This is a genomic window from Psychrobacillus mangrovi, assembly GCF_037104765.1.
Taxonomy (GTDB): domain Bacteria; phylum Bacillota; class Bacilli; order Bacillales_A; family Planococcaceae; genus Psychrobacillus; species Psychrobacillus mangrovi.
This window is the reverse complement of sequence record NZ_JBAWSY010000014.1, coordinates 1-20,648: the sequence shown is the minus strand read 5'-3', so window position 1 is coordinate 20,648 and position 20,648 is coordinate 1. Positions and strand designations below refer to the sequence as shown.

At 34.7% G+C, this 20,648-nt stretch carries 21 protein-coding genes; 12 read left to right on the top strand and 9 right to left on the bottom strand.

The annotated features are described in order from the left end of the window. Positions 1-295: 295 nt before the first annotated feature. The gene (locus WAX74_RS15395; RefSeq protein WP_336498557.1) at positions 296-793 is read left to right on the top strand and encodes an LURP-one-related/scramblase family protein; all 498 of its coding nucleotides are present in this window, start codon (positions 296-298) and stop codon (positions 791-793) included. Positions 794-978: 185 nt separating this feature from the next. On the opposite strand, the gene WAX74_RS15390 is transcribed toward WAX74_RS15395, so the two are convergent. After that, on the bottom strand, positions 979-1,875 hold the full coding sequence (locus WAX74_RS15390) for an EamA family transporter (protein ID WP_336498556.1): 897 nt from the start codon (positions 1,873-1,875) through the stop codon (positions 979-981). Between the two features lie 347 nt (positions 1,876-2,222). Between WAX74_RS15390 and WAX74_RS15385 the strand changes: the two genes are divergently transcribed. From WAX74_RS15385 to WAX74_RS15375, 3 genes are read left to right on the top strand one after another with little or no spacing between them, the layout of a single operon-like run. Next, positions 2,223-3,341 (top strand): hypothetical protein, encoded by a 1,119-nt coding sequence (locus WAX74_RS15385; protein WP_336498555.1) that lies wholly within the window; start codon positions 2,223-2,225, stop codon positions 3,339-3,341. Between the two features lie 12 nt (positions 3,342-3,353). Beyond that, positions 3,354-4,544, top strand: coding sequence for an ABC transporter permease (locus WAX74_RS15380; protein WP_336498554.1), 1,191 nt, complete (start codon positions 3,354-3,356; stop codon positions 4,542-4,544). Between the two features lie 16 nt (positions 4,545-4,560). Then, a complete protein-coding gene (locus WAX74_RS15375) occupies positions 4,561-5,469 on the top strand; it encodes an ABC transporter ATP-binding protein (protein WP_336498553.1) in 909 nt (302 codons plus the stop codon). Positions 5,470-5,773: 304 nt separating this feature from the next. Here the strand turns inward: WAX74_RS15375 and WAX74_RS15370 are convergent, their stop codons facing one another. Beyond that, the gene (locus WAX74_RS15370) at positions 5,774-6,274 is read right to left on the bottom strand and encodes a hypothetical protein (protein ID WP_336498552.1); all 501 of its coding nucleotides are present in this window, start codon (positions 6,272-6,274) and stop codon (positions 5,774-5,776) included. A gap of 508 nt (positions 6,275-6,782) precedes the next feature. Between WAX74_RS15370 and WAX74_RS15365 the strand changes: the two genes are divergently transcribed. Together WAX74_RS15365 and WAX74_RS15360 are read left to right on the top strand one after the other, a co-directional pair. Further along, positions 6,783-7,580: an SRPBCC domain-containing protein gene (locus tag WAX74_RS15365; RefSeq protein WP_336498551.1), complete on the top strand. Its 798-nt coding sequence runs from the start codon at positions 6,783-6,785 to the stop codon at positions 7,578-7,580. A gap of 155 nt (positions 7,581-7,735) precedes the next feature. Then, positions 7,736-8,170 (top strand): SRPBCC family protein, encoded by a 435-nt coding sequence (locus WAX74_RS15360; protein WP_336498550.1) that lies wholly within the window; start codon positions 7,736-7,738, stop codon positions 8,168-8,170. A 122-nt stretch (positions 8,171-8,292) separates the two neighbouring features. Here WAX74_RS15360 and WAX74_RS15355 read toward each other — a convergent pair whose 3' ends face one another. After that, entirely contained in the window at positions 8,293-8,787 is a 495-nt protein-coding gene (locus tag WAX74_RS15355; protein ID WP_336498549.1) for a DUF4188 domain-containing protein, read from the bottom strand. Beyond that, positions 8,784-9,341, bottom strand: coding sequence for a PadR family transcriptional regulator (locus WAX74_RS15350; RefSeq protein WP_336498548.1), 558 nt, complete (start codon positions 9,339-9,341; stop codon positions 8,784-8,786). Before WAX74_RS15350 ends, WAX74_RS15355 begins: the two co-directional genes overlap by 4 nt. Positions 9,342-9,627: 286 nt before the next feature. On the opposite strand from WAX74_RS15350, the gene WAX74_RS15345 reads away from it, so the two are divergent. From WAX74_RS15345 to WAX74_RS15335, 3 genes are read left to right on the top strand one after another with little or no spacing between them, the layout of a single operon-like run. Then, complete coding sequence (locus tag WAX74_RS15345; protein WP_336498547.1) at positions 9,628-10,377, top strand: methionine ABC transporter ATP-binding protein; 750 nt, start codon at positions 9,628-9,630, stop codon at positions 10,375-10,377. Further along, a complete protein-coding gene (locus WAX74_RS15340) occupies positions 10,370-11,032 on the top strand; it encodes a methionine ABC transporter permease (protein WP_336498546.1) in 663 nt (220 codons plus the stop codon). The genes WAX74_RS15345 and WAX74_RS15340 overlap by 8 nt, the downstream gene beginning before the upstream one ends. Positions 11,033-11,050: 18 nt before the next feature. Beyond that, entirely contained in the window at positions 11,051-11,878 is an 828-nt protein-coding gene (locus WAX74_RS15335) for a MetQ/NlpA family ABC transporter substrate-binding protein (protein WP_336498545.1), read from the top strand. 292 nt (positions 11,879-12,170) lie between these two features. On the opposite strand, the gene WAX74_RS15330 is transcribed toward WAX74_RS15335, so the two are convergent. After that, entirely contained in the window at positions 12,171-12,704 is a 534-nt protein-coding gene (locus tag WAX74_RS15330) for an ECF transporter S component (RefSeq protein WP_336498544.1), read from the bottom strand. A 242-nt stretch (positions 12,705-12,946) separates the two neighbouring features. Between WAX74_RS15330 and WAX74_RS15325 the strand changes: the two genes are divergently transcribed. Beyond that, positions 12,947-13,930, top strand: coding sequence for a VanW family protein (locus WAX74_RS15325; RefSeq protein WP_336498543.1), 984 nt, complete (start codon positions 12,947-12,949; stop codon positions 13,928-13,930). Positions 13,931-13,980: 50 nt separating this feature from the next. On the opposite strand, the gene WAX74_RS15320 is transcribed toward WAX74_RS15325, so the two are convergent. Then, entirely contained in the window at positions 13,981-14,958 is a 978-nt protein-coding gene (locus tag WAX74_RS15320; protein ID WP_336498542.1) for an NAD(P)-dependent alcohol dehydrogenase, read from the bottom strand. A 319-nt stretch (positions 14,959-15,277) separates the two neighbouring features. Between WAX74_RS15320 and WAX74_RS15315 the strand changes: the two genes are divergently transcribed. Then, a complete protein-coding gene (locus WAX74_RS15315; protein ID WP_336498541.1) occupies positions 15,278-16,078 on the top strand; it encodes a PGN_0703 family putative restriction endonuclease in 801 nt (266 codons plus the stop codon). A gap of 74 nt (positions 16,079-16,152) precedes the next feature. Here WAX74_RS15315 and WAX74_RS15310 read toward each other — a convergent pair whose 3' ends face one another. The 3 genes from WAX74_RS15310 to WAX74_RS15300 form a co-directional block, all read right to left on the bottom strand. Beyond that, complete coding sequence (locus WAX74_RS15310; protein WP_336498612.1) at positions 16,153-17,571, bottom strand: LysM peptidoglycan-binding domain-containing protein; 1,419 nt, start codon at positions 17,569-17,571, stop codon at positions 16,153-16,155. Between the two features lie 97 nt (positions 17,572-17,668). After that, positions 17,669-18,859: a M14 family metallopeptidase gene (locus tag WAX74_RS15305; RefSeq protein ID WP_336498611.1), complete on the bottom strand. Its 1,191-nt coding sequence runs from the start codon at positions 18,857-18,859 to the stop codon at positions 17,669-17,671. A gap of 154 nt (positions 18,860-19,013) precedes the next feature. Further along, complete coding sequence (locus WAX74_RS15300) at positions 19,014-19,553, bottom strand: helix-turn-helix domain-containing protein (protein ID WP_336498540.1); 540 nt, start codon at positions 19,551-19,553, stop codon at positions 19,014-19,016. 182 nt (positions 19,554-19,735) lie between these two features. Here WAX74_RS15300 and WAX74_RS15295 point away from each other — a divergent pair, with 182 nt between their 5' ends. Further along, entirely contained in the window at positions 19,736-20,164 is a 429-nt protein-coding gene (locus WAX74_RS15295; protein ID WP_336498539.1) for a DoxX family protein, read from the top strand. Positions 20,165-20,648: the final 484 nt, after the last annotated feature.

Below are 20,648 nucleotides of genomic sequence, written 5' to 3'. Positions count from 1 at the left end.
GTTATTAGAGCATATTCCCATCACCAAGCCATATTAATTTAGATTTACGAAGAACCGTATAATAAATAAAGGCGTTTTTTATGTGTTGAATAGATTAGCAAGGTATGCAAAATTCTTTATTTGCATACTTTTTTGCTAAGAAGGTATTTCGATATAATAGGTTGAATATATATAATGAATATATTTTTTATTAAACAAAATACAAAAAATACACTTCTATTACTTACTATCATCAATATTAATATCTATGATGAAATAGCGCTTAAATAATATGCTATATCGAAGGAGGCGTAGTATGAAGCAACTTTATATAAAGCAGAAGGTATTCAGTCTAAGTGGAAAATTTACGGTAAAGGATCAGCAGGAGAAGGATGTTTATTACGTGGAGGGCAGTTTTATGCAAATTCCAAAGACTTTCTCCATTATGAATACAACAAGAGATGAAGTCGCGCTTATTACGAAAAAGGTGTTCAGCTTTTTACCGAAGTTTTTTGTTGAGGTGAATGGTCGAGAGGTGTTAACGATTAAGAAGGAGTTTTCTTTCTTTAAAGCACGCTATACGATTGATGCAGCAGACATTGAGGTACATGGTAACTGGTGGGATATGGATTTTCAGGTCTTACAACATGGTGTAGTCATAGGTAAAGTGAGCAAGGAGTGGTTCACTTGGGGCGATAGTTATAAGGTTCAAATATTGAATGAAGAGATGGAGGCCATCATTATTGCGTTCGTTGTCGCAATTGATTGTGTGAAGGCTGACCAAGCAGCTGCTTCCTCAGCATCGACGATTTAACGTAGGGACGTACAATATAAATTGCCGACGGGGTTTCTTTAGAAAATAAAATTATTAATAACAGATGAAATAACATCAAAAAAGTGGGGAAATCGCGAACGGGTTCCCCACTTTTTATTATGATTTTTTATGTTCGGAACGCCATTGATTTCACCCTTGAATTATGCAAACGCTCGTTTTGAACCTTAATAATGCTTTCTAATTCGGAAAAGGTTAGTACCGAGTTCATTAAATACGATAGCTACGAGAATAATAGCTGTTCCTAACCACTGAAGCGGCGTTACCGTTTCTGACAAAATGATGCTAGCTGATAGGATTGCGATAGGTAATTCAATGGATGTTAATATATTTGCGATTCCTCCCGAAACTAAAGGTGCACCAACCGCGAAAAATAATGGTGGTAGGACTGCTCCAAATAACGAAACTCCGACGGCTGTAGTTAACAGGTTTTTCTCCAAAGGAAGTACAGATGGGATATCATGCATGAATAGGACAAACACTAAAATGGTTGATCCTGTTACCATCAAAGAGCTCCGAGTCCATGGATCCACATCGACAGCGACCTTTCCACTGAAAAAGATAAATCCGGCATAAGTGAATGCGGATAAAATCCCAAAAATGAAACCTTTTAAAGGAAGACCTTGTATGTCTCCATTTAAAACATTTGAAGCAAAAAATACCCCTACTAGGATTAAAATAATGGATAATATTGTAATAGGAGCAGGTTTTATTTTACTGAAAATCCATTCTAAAATAATCCCAATCCAAACGAATTGGAATATTAAAATGATGGCCAATGAAGCCGGCAGATATTGCATCGAACCATAATAAAAAATACTTGTTAACCCGATAAAACAACCGGTAATCATTATTTGAAGAACTTTATTCTTATTAAGTCCTTTGAAACTAGAGCGCTTCAATAGCGTAAAAGACCATAATAATATAAAGGAAATCGTCATTTGAACGATATTAATTTGGCCAAGTGAGTAGCCGTAGCTAAATCCCATTTTAGCAAATATCGGTGTGAAGCCAAAAAATGATGCACCTAATAATATAAATAAAATACCTTTATTTAATTTCAAAATGAGACCTCCTAGAGCCAAGACACAATCATATTATCATATCATAAATAAGCTTAAAATTGGTCGCACCTACCCAATAAGAAGTATGTAAATTAATGATTATTGCCTAAGTATTTTCTCTGTTGAAAAGTATGCGAAATTTATATTGATTTTGCATACTTTTTATTCTAAAGAAGGGATTTTCAGGGTATTTGTGGAATGAGTATATAAAGATTATAAATGGAAGTAAAAAGAATTTCTATTCAATTAAAAAGCGATATGTAATTTAAATAGACTAAATATTCACGATATAAATGAATAATGGGAAAATAATTTTCATCATGTTTTTGCTGGAGGAGTGGAATCTTATGAGAAACATTTTAAAAACGCTATTTATTATAGAAAAAACGGATAGGAAAAACATTTTTGCCTGTCTAATTGTAGCGCTTTGTATTATTGGAATGGTTGTTTTTGCAAATGCAACAGAGTTAGGCAATCCAATTAAAGAAAAGTCAAGTGAATCACTACCAGTCAAGGTAGCTTTAAATAAATTTCAAATTGTAGATGCTAGTGAATACGGTGATGGTAGTGATATATACAAAAATATCGTTAAACAATATTACACTTATCCAAAACAAAGAATGGCATTAAAGACAGAACAACCAGCATTATTTATAGAGACAGCAATAGTACTAACAGAATTACGAAAACAAGCATTTGAAATGGATGATTATGAGCTTATAGCTGGAAATTTGCCATCAAAAATAGAGAATGAAATGGATTCTTCCTATTACAAATATTTAAAGGAACATAATTTAGATTTGTCATTTGGCTCACTAAGCTTTTATCCATTTTTAGCGTTTTTATTTAGTGTAGTAGGATCCTTTTGGTTTATTCTAATCTGTATCTATTCTTCTAACATTATGATCGATGATTTCCGACATATCTCTCTTATTAAAGGCTATCCTATTGCTTTTAGTCAATATGTATTAGCGAAATGTATGACTTCGATAGGCATTGTTTTTATTTTTATAATAGAGCTCATTGTATGTAGTTTGCCGCTAATCTATTTTAATGGATTGGGACAGGCTTCTTATCCTGTAGCCGTTTTTAATGGGGAAGTAACGATTTATCCGATTTACAAATACATAGCAATTTCCATTGTTTATATGATTTGTTTGGCAGTTTTTGCAATTTTATTATCAGTGATTTTAAATGTAATTTTAAAAAATGTTTATTTAACAATATTTGTACAGATTATCTTTGTCGTAATTCCTATTTTGTTCCCAGGGCTAATTAAGCTTATACCTTTTAACCCATTTAACTATGTTAACTTTCCAAGTGTTTTAAATGGAGACTCCCTGAATTTAGCTGCTCCGGTCACGTTAAATAGCTATGCAGGGTTAATATATTTGTGTATTAGCATTGTATTACTGATGGCCATTATTAAATGGTTTTTATCGACAGGCAAGCTTCAGAAAATATAGGGGGTGGATGACATGTGGGCTTATTTTAAATGGGAGTTTAGACAATTTTTTACGAATAAGAAAAACATAGCTGTATATGTGATTTTACTTTTTTTAGCATTGTATTTCGCGTTTAAAGTAGCGCCAATCTATGAACCTATTGAAAAAGTAGATGTAGCTGAAATGGAAGCACGTTTCACAACGAGAGATGATTTTATCAAAAGCGTAGGAAATAAAACAAATGTACATCCGGCTGTGGGTTATGCACTTGCAATATTCCCTCAATGGAATGAATTAGATAAAGCAAGGATTGAGGCAATTGCTAATAAGGATTATTTAAAATATGTGGAAGCAACAGCAGAATGGTATAAGTACTCTGATGCAATAATCGTAAATAGTGGTCAATTATTCTATAACCCTCTCTATTACACCTATGGCAATGACTTTGGTCATGCTGATGGACATTATGGTTACGGCTATACAGGTAGTAGGTTTACAGGATATGCGGAAGGGAATCCGGAGTTTTCATTGGAGTTATTTGAAGAAAGAACAGCTCTACAAACGTTGCAACGGTTATTAAATAACTATTTACCAATTGTATTATTTATAAGCTGTATCTTTTTATCTGTAGATATTGTATTGAAAGATCGTCGTAATCCAAGTTTATTAAAAGGATTTCCAATTGCTGATTGGAAGAGGCTATGTATGAAAGGACTTATTGCTTTTATAGGAAGTGTTATGTCTTTCATTCCTCTATGTGTAGGTTTTGTCATTATCGGATTACAAAACGGCTTTGGTGATTTTTCACTCCCGGTGCCTATTTATTCTTACATAGAAAAAACCTTTACGAATATGTCGATGGGTACATTCATTTTGAAAAATGCTTTGTTCATTAGTGTTTGGATACTATTCTTTATAGCTATCATTTTGTTACTAAGTCTAATTGTAAAGGCTGAATTTATTAATTTATTTGTTAGCCTTATCGTAATAGCAGCTGAGTGGCTTTATTCTAATCGAGGGATGGGAGCCTTTACAGATATCCAACGCTATCCAACCTCCTATGTACAAGTAGGACAAATAATTTCGGGTTATAAAAATTATATTTATGAATCTCTGCACTTAACTTATCAAAATGGATTAATAATTGTAGGAAGTTGTACGCTTATCATGATGGTATTTACATTAATTGTAAGTCAGTCTAAAAGATTTAAATTGATAGCATAAGGAAAGGGTGATGGATATGTTGGAATTGAGTCATATTGGAGTTCAATTTGGAGATAAACAAGTATTAAAGGATATATCGATTACATTCCAACCAGGAGAGATTATCGGTTTTGTAGCCCCAAATGGAACAGGGAAATCGACGCTGATGAATGTAATCATGAATTATTTATCACCGAATAAGGGCAAGGTAATTTTAAATAATAAACTAAAATATTCAAATAAGGCAAACGAAGTGAAGATTCACCAAGCTGTATCGATGATGCCTGACCAAAGTGATTTATATAATCATATATCTGGTAAGAATCATTTGAAAATTTATCAGGCGATGTGGAATAGTAATCCAAAGTTAATAGAAGACACAATTGTAAAGCTTGGAATGGCTTCGTATGTGAAGAAAAAAACAGGCACGTATTCTTTAGGAATGCGTCAGCGTTTATGCTTTGCGATGCAAATCGTTTCTGATACACAGGTGATGCTGATGGATGAAGTGATGAATGGATTAGATCCAACGCATGTAGAGCTAATATCGCAAATACTTTTACAAAAGAAAGCGGAAGGCAAAACTATTATTATCGCTTCCCACTTGTTAGAAAATCTTGAGCAATATGCGGACCGTATATTCTTTATGAAAAACGGTGATCTAAAGCTTGTAGATGAATTGGCACCTGAATTTACCGACAAAAAGGTAACAACAGTTCGCGTGTCCAACTTTTCGCAGGAACTCTTTGAAGTATTTAAGAAGCAATTTCCAGGACTGCATGTGCAGACATTACCAAGTGGTATAACGCTTATAGATGTAAGTGAGCAAGACACAGCGACATTAGGTGACATCACGCAGTATTTAATAGCGCAGCAGTTGACTGATTTTAGCTTTGGTAAGCTGACACTGAATGATTTATATTCGATGGAGTACCAGCAAAGGTAATGGTGGATGAGTATAAACGAATCATAATTTGGGAAGCAACAACAAAGGGAAAAACTTTTGAAAGAATCGTAAAAAAAGTCAAATCTACTTGAATGATAGTCGTTCTAAGACCAAATTAGCTTTCTATCACTTAGGGGATTCTTAAAAAAGCTGAAATACACAAATTTCTTAAAATTGTTAATGTATATCTCAGCTAGAATCTCTTCAGTTAGTTCTTTGAAATGAATCAAATATTTCTCGCAAAAATTTATTATAAATAAAAACCATATAGATTTTATTACTCTACAATTAATAAAATGTTTTTCTATAACGTCTGACACCAAACTATAATTTTATAGGGAGTGGTTTGGGCGGGAATACTCCTTGTTGAAGGACCATAGATAACTATTAGATTTCGGTTTGCAGGATTTTTTGTAAAAGCTTGACCATTTGTCAATAATATTTGAGTATATGGTGAAATATTTAATTTTAGTTGACCATCACTACTCTCGAATTGACTATTAAAGTAATCTACTTTTACATTTTGATTAGGATTATCTTTTACTACAATCAGGGCCTGATATTGCGGTGGGTAAATAAGAGGAACAGGGGCATTACCATCATAGTAACCAGTTACCCTATCTCCTACTGCTACCATTACATGATCTACAAAGTAAGTAGTGGGTGAGACCACGAAATTTACCAAGGACCCGTTGCCGTTATCTACTGACATTAGTGTATAACAACCTTCTCCTTCACCATTAAGCCCAATCATAAAATCACTAATCATAGTAACGGTACCATGAAAAGCTTGAAAATTTACCATACTCAAACCTCCATTACTATTTAAACATATACCTATGTATGTTATGCCTTCCTATTGAAAATGGTCCCCCTCGGACGAACGACTGTTATTAATTAATCATCCCTTTCATATAACTGCTAAAGAATAAGTTCAATTCTCAAAAATAAACCCATTTCAATTAGTCATGGTGAACAATATCCTAAGTAAATGAGGTTTTCTAAGTCTCTTATATAATGCGCCTATCCAAAATGATGTATGAGAAGCCCACGGAAAGCGAAGTGGTGGGCCTTGCTGAATTTGTCCAGGAACCATAACAATTGTTTAAGGACCGTTTCATTAGTTAACTTTTCTAGAGTAATCCAAATGTTTTTGAATCAATAGGAGAATCAGTAAAGGAATTCATAAGACTATTTGTGATTACTTGACCAATGTAAGTGAAATTGTTACCATAAGGTCACACTATAAATGTGACCTTATGGTAACATGAAATAGGTTGAATTATATATACCATTACGAAAGGATTGTTGTAATGGAAGATGAACTTTCCATATTATTTAAAGCTTTGGGTCACCCAATTCGTAGAAGAATACTTGATATCCTTAAACAATCCGCTAAAACTACTGGTGAATTAAACGATTATTTTCCCGAAGTCTCAAGATATGCAATTATGAAACATTTGACTTTCTTGGAGGAAGCGAATTTAGTGGTGGTTAGGCGCGAAGGAAAATTCAGACGAAATTTTCTTAATGTGGTTCCACTTCAAGAAATGAATAACAGATGGGTTGGGAAGTATATGAAAACAACTGCCGATTCACTACTAAACTTGCGATCGGTGGTTGAAAAAAAAGGAGGAGATTTTGATATGGCTGCAACAGAACAAGAAGGAAATCGAGTTTTTCGTATCGAACAAGAAGTTTTTATTGAAGCACCACGCGAAGAAGTTTTCAAAGCTTTAACTGAGCAAGCAGGGGATTGGTGGGAATTCCGCTTGGCGCCAAAAGGAGTACCTTCTCAATTAACGTTTGATCCTGTCCCAGGGGGTCATTTTATTGAAAAATGGCGTGAAAATGAAGGGGCAATCTGGGGAAATGTATACTATGTGAATGCACCAGAAGAAATCCGCCTTCATGGACATTTAGGAATGCAAGGCGCGGTAAACAGTTCATATACGTATCGTCTAATAGATAGGAATGGTTCAACTTTGCTTCAGCTTTCCCATACTGCCTCAGGAATCATTGAAGAGAACTGGGAACAAAATCATTCAGAAGGATGGAAACATCTTCTTGGCACATTGCTTAAAAATTATGTTGAACAAAATAACAGATAAAAAACGTTTCTTACAGAAGCAATACATGTATTGCTTCTGTTTTAGATTAAGGAATATCAACTCTTTCAAGTACAGAGGAATTCAATTAGGACATATAAGTTGTATTATAAAAAAAGTTTTATTTAATATTTGAGAAAATAGGAGTTTGATAATATATGGTAGATGTCTTTACAGAAATAAAAATTCGCAGTTCAGTTAATACAGTTTCAGAGTATGCAGCCAATCCTGACAATGCTCCTGAGTGGTATGTAAATATTGATTCAGCCGAATGGAGAACACAAAAACCTCTGAGAACAGGCAGTCTAATTGCATTTAAAGCAAAATTTCTTGGACGAGAACTTGCATATGTTTATGAAATTAAAGAATTTATCCCGGGAAAGAAACTTGTTATGAGTACTGCAAACGGTCCTTTTCCAATGGAGACAATCTATATATGGGAAGCTATTGATGAAAATAATACTCTAATGATTTTAAGGAACAGAGGTAATCCGACAGGTTTTTCAAAGATGTTTGCTCCTTTTATGTCCTTAATGATGAAAAGAGCAAACAAGAAAGACCTGAGAAAAATTAAGACTATACTTGAAGGATAATGATACATATTTAAAACGAGATCTCTTAAAAGAAACGAACTTTATAAAAACAGCTTCTTATAGTAATAAATTTCATCAGTTAAAATCTATTGTCTAATTGCTATTAATATTCTTTGGTTAACTCAAGAAGGTATTCTGATTTCCGAGTCTTTCAGTCGCTTCCGAGCTGAATTGCTTTCAACATTAACTTGGATATGATTCATAGCCTTTCCTAAACCGTAAATAGGCATATTTCCATAAATGGATTCATAATTTCCCGGTTTTACTTCATAGGTTTCGTGATAAATTCCTACAGCATCATTATTTCCGATTTTTTTATTAAAGTTTTTCCAAGCAGTCAAATGCTGCTCATTTTTAGCATATTTCAATAAGTCCTCTGTTGAACGCCAATATTGAATCATAACAGTCGTTTTTAGTCCAAAAAAGCTTTCCATGGATAAAAAACCTAAGTCTTCTTTGTGTGTATAGAGCTCTTTAATCATACCAGGCATTGCATTAAATACAGGTAGCCATTTGTTCAGAGCAAATGGTTTGTTAATCCTCATTCCTATTAGGAAAACGACAATCGGGTCACTATTTTCGGTTGTATAACGCCCTGTAAAAATCTGTTTCTTCATTTCAATTCCTCCTTGTTTTCTAATTGTTTTAGAGTACTGTTACACCACTCAATTGCAGCTTGGGTCATTCGTTTTCCAAAATCCAATGTAAACAACCAATACTGTGAATCTTCTCCGCGATTATGGGTGGTAATAACCTGTTCAATGCTTTTATAAGTTTGGTAACGTGTTTCTAATTTCTGCTTGTAGTCGTTAAGAAGTAGTATCGAATGTTCCTTCCTTTGATGGCGTCCAAAAAATAATTTAAGTAAAACTTCATTTCGTTCTATGGGAATTTGTTCGATTGGTTGTTCTAGCCAAGATTTTAAAACATCAATACCTTTAGAAGTAAGGTAATACTCTTTTCGGTCAGGCTTACCTTCTTGTGTAGAAGTATCGACTGTTGCTAAACCCTCTTCAACAATTAACTTTAGGGTAGGGTAAATTTGTCCATAGCTTATTTTCCAGAAATGATTTAAGCTTTGATCGATTAGTTGTTTTATTGCATAACCAGACTTACATTCAGTTGTTAATATTCCGAGAATCGCATATGTAGTATGATTGTAATTTTTCATCCAATTCATCCCTATCTAAATGATATGTATCTTTTAGATATATGATACTTTATTTTGTAAAATAAAGTAAAGGAATTAATTTCAGAAAATTTTAATTATATAAAACGTATTAAAAAACAAGTTGAGAGGTGCAAAAATTTTATCTTACTGAGGGGAAGAATCTATAATATATTAGGTTTTAGCCTTTGTTTAAGAAAGTATTTGCCAAATGACAGTCCAAACATTTTAAGCTATAATTGAAAACGTTGTTGTGACAACCCTTCATCTAATAGAAAGGGGTTTTTTTATGATTAAATTACATAACGTTGGTAAAAGCTTTTCACGGTTTCAGGCTATTAAATCTGTGTCCTTAACAATAGATAAAGGGGAGATTTATGGGATTATTGGAGCTAGTGGAGCAGGTAAATCCACCTTGCTGCGGCTAATGAATTTGTTGGAGCTTCCAGATGAAGGTGAAGTAGAAGTGAATGGTCAAAAGTTAACAAATTTGAGCAGCAAAGAGCTTCGACAAGCACGAAAATCAATAGGGATGATTTTTCAACATTTTAATCTAGTAGCGAATAAAACGGTATACGAGAATGTAGCTGTACCTTTAAAGTTGGCAAACTTTCCAAGAAACGAACGCAAAAGTCGAGTAGTGGAGTGTCTTCGATTTGTTGGTCTAGAGAATTTGATAGATAAATATCCTGCACAATTAAGTGGCGGACAAAAGCAACGCGTTGCAATTGCAAGAGCATTAGCGAATAGCCCCCAAGTTTTGTTATGTGATGAACCGACTTCTTCTCTTGATCCAAATACAACTGCTGAAATATTAGAGGTATTAGAAAATATTAATAAAAGCCTCGGTGTTACAGTTGTAATTGTCAGTCATGAGATGGAAGTGATTAAGAGTATATGTAATCGTGTAACTGTAATGGCTGCTGGAGAAATATATGAAACAGTATCAATTGAACCAAAAAGGACTCAAGTTATAAACAATAGCCCAAGTTACTTTGTAGAACAACTAATAAAGGATGGTGAGATAAACAATGCCTGAAATATTAGTTCAATATGAAGCTGAAATATGGTCGTCTATTGGAGAAACCTTTGTAATGGTTGGTGTATCTATTTTAGCTGCAATTCTAATAGGCCACCCAGTAGGGACGTTACTTTTCCTTTGCAAGAAGGGACAAGTACTTGAGAACCGGATTGTTTTCTCTACTTTAAATTTATTAGTAAATATTACACGTTCTTTTCCGTTTTTATTATTAGTTGTTTTTTTAATCCCCTTTACAAGGTTAATAATTGGGACAGCCATTGGCACAGCGGCTGCAACTGTTCCATTATCGATCATAGCCATTGCCCATTATTCGCGATTAGTAGAGCAATCTTTATTGGACGTACCTAGAGGGGTAATGGAAGCAGCCATATCAATGGGTGCTTCGGTTAAGGATATTATTTTTAAGTTTCTTTATGTTGAGGCTCGTTCGGGGCTTGTTCTTGGATTAACAACATCCATTATTAGCTTTATTTCATATTCGACGATTATGGGAGTAGTTGGAGGCGGTGGTATAGGAGACTTTGCCATTCGGTACGGATATCAACAGTTTAAAACAGAATTAATGATTTATATGATTATCATTATGGTTATCTTTGTACAGCTAATTCAATTTATTGGAACGACTGTATCAAGAATGATTGATAAAAGATAAATAATAGGAGGAAATAAAATGAAGAAAATAATTTTTCTAATGACGATGCTAGTATTAATTTTAGCTGGTTGTGGTCAAGAGAATGAGACGACTGATAAAGGAAATGAAGATAAGAAGGATCAAGAAGAAGTTACATTGAAAGTGGCTTCGTTAATTCCACCTATGACAGAAATTCTTGAGCTTGTTAAACCTAAACTAGCAGAGGAATCTATTAATCTTGAAATAGTTGTATTAGGTGATAATGTTCAACCTAACAGTGCTCTTGCGGCTGGTGAAGTAGATGTAAACTTCTTTCAACATGTTCCGTATATGGAGGATTTCAATAGAAACAATGATGCAGAACTAGTTCCAATTGTACCTATATACTTTGCGAATTATGGCGTATATTCTAAAGAATATGATTCAATCGATAAACTACCTGAAGGCTCCGTTATCGCCATTGCGAATGATATTTCAAATGTAGACCGCTCTTTGGCATTGTTAGCTCAACATGATGTTATCACTTTAAAAGAAAAAACAGGCCCATACTACACAAAAGCAGATATTGTAGACAACCCTAAAAACTATAAGTTTGAAGAAGTCGATTTGTTAATGTTAGCTAGAATGTACGATGATGCTGATGCAGTAATTATGACGCCCGCTTATGCAGCACCACTTAATTTGACTCCAAAAAGTGATGCTCTCCTAACGGAAGGAAGCGAAAATGACTTTGCGATTACTCTTGTAGCACGCAAAGATAACGCTGATTCAGAGGCGATCAAAAAGCTAGCTGAAGCTATGACAAGTGAAGATGTACGAAAATTTTTAGAAGAAAATTATGATGAAACTGCAATTCCGGCATTCTAATACAGATACAAAGAAAGGGCTATTCGAGTTGTTTTTACAACTGAGAATAGTCCTTTTTCATGTCTATATAAATAATAATTAATATTGTAGTGTTCTGTTAATAACTGAGCCGATTTCATAATTACTTTCTCTAGAACATTTACACTAAAAATATATTGATGTTTGTGAATATAAACTTTATTTTCGTTGATTGAAGCGGCTGAAGCCGAGCACGCGGAAAGCGTCCGCCTGTAGCGTAAATCAACCTTGTTCGGATTTTGATGTTTATTTCTCTATTATGAAATTGACTCAACTACTTAAAAATAGAAATTTTTTTCAGTACAACACAAACTGGAATAGCAATGATAATCCCTACGACATTTTGAACGATGTTGCCAGGAATAGAAGCCAATGGTATAACCCAACTACCATAAATAACTCTTTCACAAACGTAATAGACACCTAACATAAAGGGAATCGAAATGATGGTTGCTAGTAGATTGAAAGCGATACTGTTTCCATTACGCCCTAACGACCATGCAATTTTTCCAACTAAATATCCTTGCAGGCCACGAGCTACAATGGTGAAGGGGGCCCACAATGTCCAACCAGATACTAAGTCAAATAAACCCATACCGATAGCGCCAGCGAGTGCTCCTTTTTTAGGGCCAAATAAAATGGATGCTATAAAGAGCATAGTTGTTCCAAGATGAACTAACCCGCCATTTGCTGCGATTGGAAGTTTAATATTTAACAAGAGCGTAGCAACGAATACGAGTGCAATTAACATGGACGTAACAATTAAGTCGAAAGTGCGTGCGTTTGAATAACTTGTTGTTTTTTGCATAGTAATAAACCTTCCTTATCTTCTCTTTATAGGCATTAGGAAATAGTTGCGCAACGTTTCCTTTTCCTTTAATTCCTTACAAATTAAAATCAGTTTTTAATTTACTGATAACATTAGCAAAGGATTGGTGTTTTTAAAAGTATCAATTTAGTGAAAATCTTAGTGGTCAGTTTATACACATTATCGTTACTATTTGAATAAGATGTCTAAGGGAAATACCTTATGGCTAGGAGTTCGATAGAATGAAAAGATGGATTTTATTACTGATAATTTTAGGTTCAATAGGCTTTGGGGGTTGTCTAGATAAATCAGTAAGTGAAGAGGTAGAAACAAATGATAATGAACAAAAACAACCAATAGAGCAATCCCAAAACCCCGTTATTCATGAGGAAGAAGAAAAAGAAAAAAATCCTTTAAAAGTAAATATAGTTGATCCAAATACATTTGAAATAATTAAAACTTTATCACCAAAAGATTTAGGTTATGAAACAGATTTAGAAACATATAAAAAAGAAATTGAAAAATTAGCTTATGAGTTGGCAAGAGGTACAGAAAATAAACCTGGTTATGATAAGAGAATGGTTCTAGATATAATAGACGAAGATGGTCAGATTATTAAAGGAAGCCCAAGGATTATATTAAAAGAAATTGAATTGGTAGATAGAGTTTTAGAAGCATCAACTACTGGCAAGGATGTTGAAATTCCCTTGTATGTGACAGAAAGTAGCTATGAAGTGGAAGATATTCCTAACTTAGAGGACGTAATAATTGCTTCTTATACTACTTATTTTGATCCCTCGGACGTAAATAGGAACAAAAATATTGAAATTTCAGCAAGAGCCATTAATAATGTGATCGTAGGAAGTGGGGATTATTTCTCGTTTAATGAAATGACAGGGCCGAGAGTCGAAGCAAATGGCTATCAGCCCGCACCAGAAATAATTAATAAGAAAATTGTCATGGGAATAGGGGGAGGTGTTTGCCAAACTTCTTCCACTCTTTTTAATGTAGTTGACCAATTGCCGGTAACATATGTGGAAAGACATCATCACTCATTAGATGTGGGTTACGTCCCAAAAGGAAGAGATGCAACTGTTTCATATGGTACATTAGATTTCAGATTTCAAAATACAAGTGGAGTGCCTTTTATAATAAAAGCTATCACTGGAAATGACTTTCTTACAATAGAAATAAGAACCACAAAGGAATTTGGGGATACACTATAGCGAAAAGCACATCAATGTAATGTTGATGTGCTTTCTAATTTGTAATGCAGTTAGCTTTTATCCTCTATACGTATGATGATCTTTCCCCGAGCATGCCCTTCCGCAAGATACCCAAGAGCTTCAGATACTTCACTTAACGGATAGCATCTATCTATTACAGGTACTAATTTGCCGTTTTCCGCGAGATTCTTTATAGTATCAATATCCTTTTTGTTAGGTTTGTGTATAAGAAGAGTCATTTTCTTTTTTCCAGTAAGTGAGATCAAGGGACTTAGTAATATGAGTTGGAAAATCCGAGTAAAGGGACCTCCAACCATTACGTAGGTGCCATTGGAACATAATAGACGCTTGTATTCAAAAATAGTTCGATTTCCCACAACATCAAGTATTAGATCATAGTGCTGTCCATTTTGGGTGAAATCTTCTTGAGTGTAATCAATGACATGGTCTGCACCAAATGACCTCATCGTATCCAATTTTGTTGTGCTGTCCACTCCAGTTACTTCAGTCTTGTATAACTTAGCAATCTGCAAAGCAAACGAACCTACACCTCCACCAGCACCATTTATTAAAATCTTTTGTCCTTCTTGAATTTTTCCACTATCTCGAAGTCCTTGTAGGGCAAGGACTCCTGCTTGCGGAATGGAGGCTGCTTCCTCGAATGTCATATTAGGTGGTTTCTTAGTCAAAGCATTCTCATGAGCACATACAAATTCAGCGAACCCGCCCCAACCACATCCAGAAATATCACCAAATACCTCATCACCAGGAAGAAATTGTTTTACGTCTTGGCCGATTGCTTCAACTCGCCCAGCTATGTCAGCCCCAAGTATTTCGTATTTTGGTTTTTTAAGCGCCCCAAGGCGAACTATAAAAGGTTTGCCTCTTACGAGATCCCAGTCCCAAGAATTTACGGACGCAGTTTGAACTTTAATCAGTACTTCATTGTCTTTTGGAATTGGTTTTTCTACTTCTTTGAGTTTAAGAGTGTCAGTAAATCCGTATTGTGTGCAAACAACAGCCTTCATAAAGATTTCCCCTTAGGATATATTTGTATTTTGGTTTTCTCTCTGATACTTCTACTAAATTATTATAAAAGTTATTATAATATTCTAACAGTAAATTTGTGAATTTGATTCCAATGATTGTAAACATTAAACATTTTACTGGCTATTTCCTAATTAAATAAAAGTAATATAAATATTTCTGATTTAATTAGATCAGAAACGTATAGCTAAACAAATAACCTAACTAATTTAGGTGGTCTTCTTGTCATATAGAAAGAAGGACATTAGTAAATTATCAGAGAATACTTAGTTATAAGAATGATTGAATGGGGGGCGAAAGATGAGTTTTGAGAAACGTGTAAAAGACAATCTTAGTTATTATAAGGAGCATATTTTAAAAAATAGTAAACCCGGTCATATAAAACATCGTTATATTCTTCCAAAAGAGGATGGAAATCTAAATTATCTTTTAGGCATTCGTGATAAAATTGATGGATACTTAAATCAATTAGAAGTACCAATTAATTTACATAGAGGATTTCATCACCTCAACTCCTCTCAAGCGATGTGCCTAAACTTTTTCTATCCATTTATACAAGAGAATAGTTACACTCATTTAACTCAAGCACTAAAATTAAATGGTGAAATTACAAGTCTGATATTTGAGCATGTGGAAAATGAAAAAGAAGGTACTAATTTTGATGTATGTTTAAATTTGAAGAATAAACAAAAGGTTTTTATAGAGATTAAATATACTGAGGCCAAGTTTAAGTCTATTAGTAATATTTCAAAGGGCCATTTATTTAAAAAGCAGACTTTTTATATGGAGCCTTTATTAAAAGGGTTTAATGAGGATTGGCTTGAACACAACTTCTTTAAAAACTATCAATTATTAAGAAATTTACCATATGCAAATCAAAATCAGTTAGTTTATCTAATATTTTCAAGGCAACATACTAAAATGGTAAATGAAGTGAATAATGTATTAAACATAATGAATAAAGAAATGAGAAAATACGTAGAAATTGTATATTGGGAAGACCTGGTTTCTAATCTATTAAACGCTTTTACACAAGATGATATTGCTTCAAAGTATTTACATGTACATTTTAAAGATTTTCAAGAAAAGTATTCATTATAACAAGAGATGAGTTTTACACAAAAAATAGATGCAAGTAGTTGAACCTGCATCTGTTTTTTAAAATCTGTAGCTTATTATAATCCCTTTTTAATCGTAAAATTATCATACAATAATGTCCAGTTTTGAGGAAATGGATAACCTAATGCCCAGTAACTGATACCGCGAAGATTATATTGTTTGACCATGTCAAACTTGGCTTGAGCGCTTCGTGCATCTTCAAACCATACTTCATGACGACGATCTTGTTCATCTACATAGCGGAAAAATGGAGACTGTGCGGTTGTATCATATTGGATGGAAGCAGCTCCATACTTTACTGCTCTTCTTATCGCTTCTTGAGGACTAAATGTCTCGGCTTCTTGACCTTGAACATGGGGAAGGAGCCAATCGCGGGCATAAATCTGAAAGCCTAAAAATATTTTTTCAGCAGGCATTACAGATAGGGCATATTCTACAACTTTTCTCATTTGGTTAATAGGAGAGATTGCTTGTGGAGGTCCTAATCGATATCCCCATTCATATGTCATCAGGACTACAAAATCTGCAATCCTCCCATGTGCCTCATAATCGTGTGCTTCGTATAATAAACCACCTTGTGTTGCACTGGTTTTCGGTGCGAGAGCAGTTGATACTAAATATCCCTTCGGATGAAGACGATCCACAGCCAATTGAAGAAAAGTATTATAATTCTCACGATCTTCTGGTAATACATTTTCAAAGTCAATATTTAGAACTTTATAGCCTTTAGAATCCATCACTTGCAATACGTTTGTAATCAGCTTTTCCCGTAAATCAGCACTAGACAAAATGACATGTGATAAATTGGACCCAGTTTTTGTTGAGGAGAAATTCGTAATCGACATCATAGGAATTATATTTTGAGAAATTGCTGCATCGACCATAGCCTTATCATTCATCATTTGTAATGTTCCATCTTCCTTAATCATATAAGCAAAGGGGCTAAAATAAGTGAGGAGAGGATCCACTTCATTCAGTGAATTAATAGCATCTTCGCTTGATTGGTACGTATATGCATTTACTTCTATAGTCGGCTTTGGTCTGGGAATAACTAAGCGCATTCCAGCGTATATCAAATTCAGATTTTCAATTTGGTTTTCACTAATAATTGCTTGAATTGTAGTACCGTATCGGTTCGCAATTTGCCATAACATCTCTCCCTGCTGAACAACGTGTGTAATTGGTGGAATAATTAATTTTCCACCAGGATATAGAGCATTTGGATTGGTTAGGTTGTTTGCTTGAATAATTGAATGAATGGTAACTCCATATTGCTGTGCGATAGACCATAGTGTTTCCCCGGGTTTAATAATATGAGTAGTTGTACTAGATTTAGGAATAACTAAAGACTGTCCAATAATTAATTGATTTGGATTTTGTAACCCATTTAAACGAACAATTGAATTAATTTTTACTGCATAGCGGTTTGCAATCTGCCAAAGTGTCTCCCCCGCGCTAACCACATGAATAATTATAAAGACTCCTCCTAAACGATTTCATTAATGCATCATATGTAACAACTAATAAAAAGTGTATTTTTACGATGGCGTTTAATGAAACTAGAGTCTGTAATCATAAATATAAAGCTGTCAGAAAAATCCCCAATGTCTCTTCATAGATTTCGTCAAACTGGGTGAGGGGTAGCGGATTTGTTCCTGTTCCAAGCTCGATAGTAAAACCAGGTCTTCGCCAATCCTGAATAAACCAGTCTTTATACCCAGCATAGCTTTCAATTGTTTGTATAGGCTCGTAACCACTGACTCTACTAAATTCCATAGCAAGAACTTCCGTCTCAGGAGGTTCGAGGTCTTGAAATCCCCAATAAATAACTTCCCCTTGTGTATGAAAAGCAAGTACTCTTGCAAAATCCCTTCTTCTTGTTAGGTCAGCCATTGCAATAGCTTCTGGTTCGGACAATGGACTTTCCCCACCATAATCACGTGGTCCCGGAGTTTTTGGATTGCGCGCTCTTTCCAATTCCCACTCAGCAGGAAATTGATCGTTCAGATCCACTCCACGTATATTTGCTTTCCATCCTGAAAAGTCCGAACTGCCATTATTCCATTCGATCACTCTACTTCTCCATGGCTCATTTGCAGGAGGTCCATTTATGACCAAGTTTACACCATCCGGGTTCACCATCGGCACGATGGATAATGTGGTTTGTGTATATAAAGGGGATGTTTCAATGCCTCGAATCGTATTTTGGTTTGTTAAGGATAGCAAATAATCATTTAAAAATGTCATAGTGATAGGGGTAGTAATCCATTCATTCGCATGAAATGAACCATTAAAGTGAACTCTTTTATCCCCATTTCCTATTAGAACCTCAGGTATTTCCCGATCTAATACCGTATTTCCAATAGACGAAGCTTGCAGAAATGGGTATACAGTCTGTAATCTTCTAATATCGTTTCTCATTGTATCGTAGTCATAATTTTGCTTACCGTTTACAAGTCTCCAAGTAACTCTAAGGGGAATGCTTATGGTCTGCCCAATTTGGAGACGATTCGTACTTAGTCTAGGATTAACAAGTAGAATTGCATCGAGCGGAAGGTTTCGGTTTTTGGCAATGGACCAGATGGAGTCTCCTGGCCTGATTTGATAGCTGGTAACAACGTATCCAGGAATTTGTATACGTTGACCTATCGAGAGTATTTGGGGGTTAATGTTTCTATTAGAATCGTTAATAAGCTGTAAGGGAATATTAAATAATTGGCTGAAATACCAAATTGAATCCCCGCCTCTAACATATACGTCCAATTCTTTTCTTCCCTTCATTAAAATTTCACATTATATAAAGATATGAAATGGAAGAGAGTATTATGATTTTAATACTTTACGGGAATTAGACCGAGAGGAAATAAAAAAAGCAATAATGACTGTAAATCGGTCACTATTGCTTTTATAGATAAATTTAGAACATGTCATTAAGCTCGGTATCTGAATAGACGGATATTAAAACGACGGCTTTGCAGCTACCAATATTTTTTACAATATGCGGCACGCTTGCATTCCAACTGAAAGAATCCCCCTCTTCAATGATCATAGAGTCTTCGCCTTGTACCGCTAGGACTTTTCCCTCCAAAACTAAATGACTTTCTTCTCCTTCATGTGCGTTAGCTTCGCCCATCGAAGCCTCAGGAGGAAATTCAACAAGCATCATCCTTAATCCACCCTTGTTCGTTAAATGCTCTATTTTAAGATTATTATAAGTAGAATAAGTTCTCTCCGTTTTTCTAACAACTCGCATGTGTTGGTGTTTCTCTAACAATAAGTATGGTAAAGGTACGCCAAGAAAAGTGGATATGGTTTGCAAAGTATTGATGGATGGTGAAGTGTTATTGTTTTCGATATTGCTGATAAAACCTTTTGAAAGTCCTGTCCCTTCACACATTTGAGCAATGGTGATTTTCTTCCTATTTCGTATAGCTCGAATTTTTGATCCTATTTCCAATTTGACCACCTCTTGTGTTTACTCATACAAAATTTAACTCTATCTTAACAAACAAAAGGTTGACATTCTATATAAAGGTTGTTATCTTATAAAAAACAAATATTCTTATTTGAAAACATAGCTTAATTGATTGATGTTTTGAGAAATTGTTTTAAATAAATAATAGGCTAGGAGGAAATAGGATGAATAACAAACTTGAGGCAAGTAAGTTGATGCTACGAGTAATCTTAGGAATTAGTTTTTTTGTTCACGGATTAGTGAAATTCCAGGGCGGAATTGAAAATACTGTAGGATGGTTTGATAGTATTGGTATACCAGGAGTATTAGCTTATGTTGTGGCTTTAATTGAAATGGTTGGTGGATTTGCATTAATCATAGGTTTAGGTACAAGAATTGTGTCTGCTCTAATATCGCTAGTCATGATCGGAGCTATTTTTACAGCTAAATTATCTGTGGGCTTTTTAGGTGATGGGCAAACCCCAGGTGCAGGTTATGAATTAGATTTAGCTTTTTTAGCTATAGCTCTATTTCTTGCAATTAATGGAAGTAAAATGCTTGCCGTTGATCAATTATTTATCAATAAGAGTGAAAACGAACAAGCAGGTAAATAATATTTCTAACATTTAGGCATTACTCATCGAGAATAATGCCCAGCTTGACGACAAAAGTATTAAAGATAATAGATATCTATAGGGAATTGTTTATAAGCGAGGACCACCACGGAGACTCCTGTGGGAACAGCTTGAGCAGAAGACCCCGCAGGTTGAGAGGAAGGCAATCTAAGTTCGCCACATCCTGCGGCAACGATTGCATGATCAACATCCTGTTGGCCTAGGAGGCTGAAGCCAAGCCCACGGAAAGCGAATTGGTGGTCCTTGCCGAATTTAATATACAACTCTATGCACACAAAATTGATTCTTGGCATTACTCATTAAGAGTAATGCTTTTTTTTATGTGTGCCAGGCATGGCAACTATCTAGGTGGTGAAAGTCCACTGTGGGGGTACACATCGACCAACCACTAAGGAAGCGCAAGGTACTTATCGTGAGGTAAGGGCTAGAGGAAGCGTGGAATAAAATCTTGGCTCGACGAACA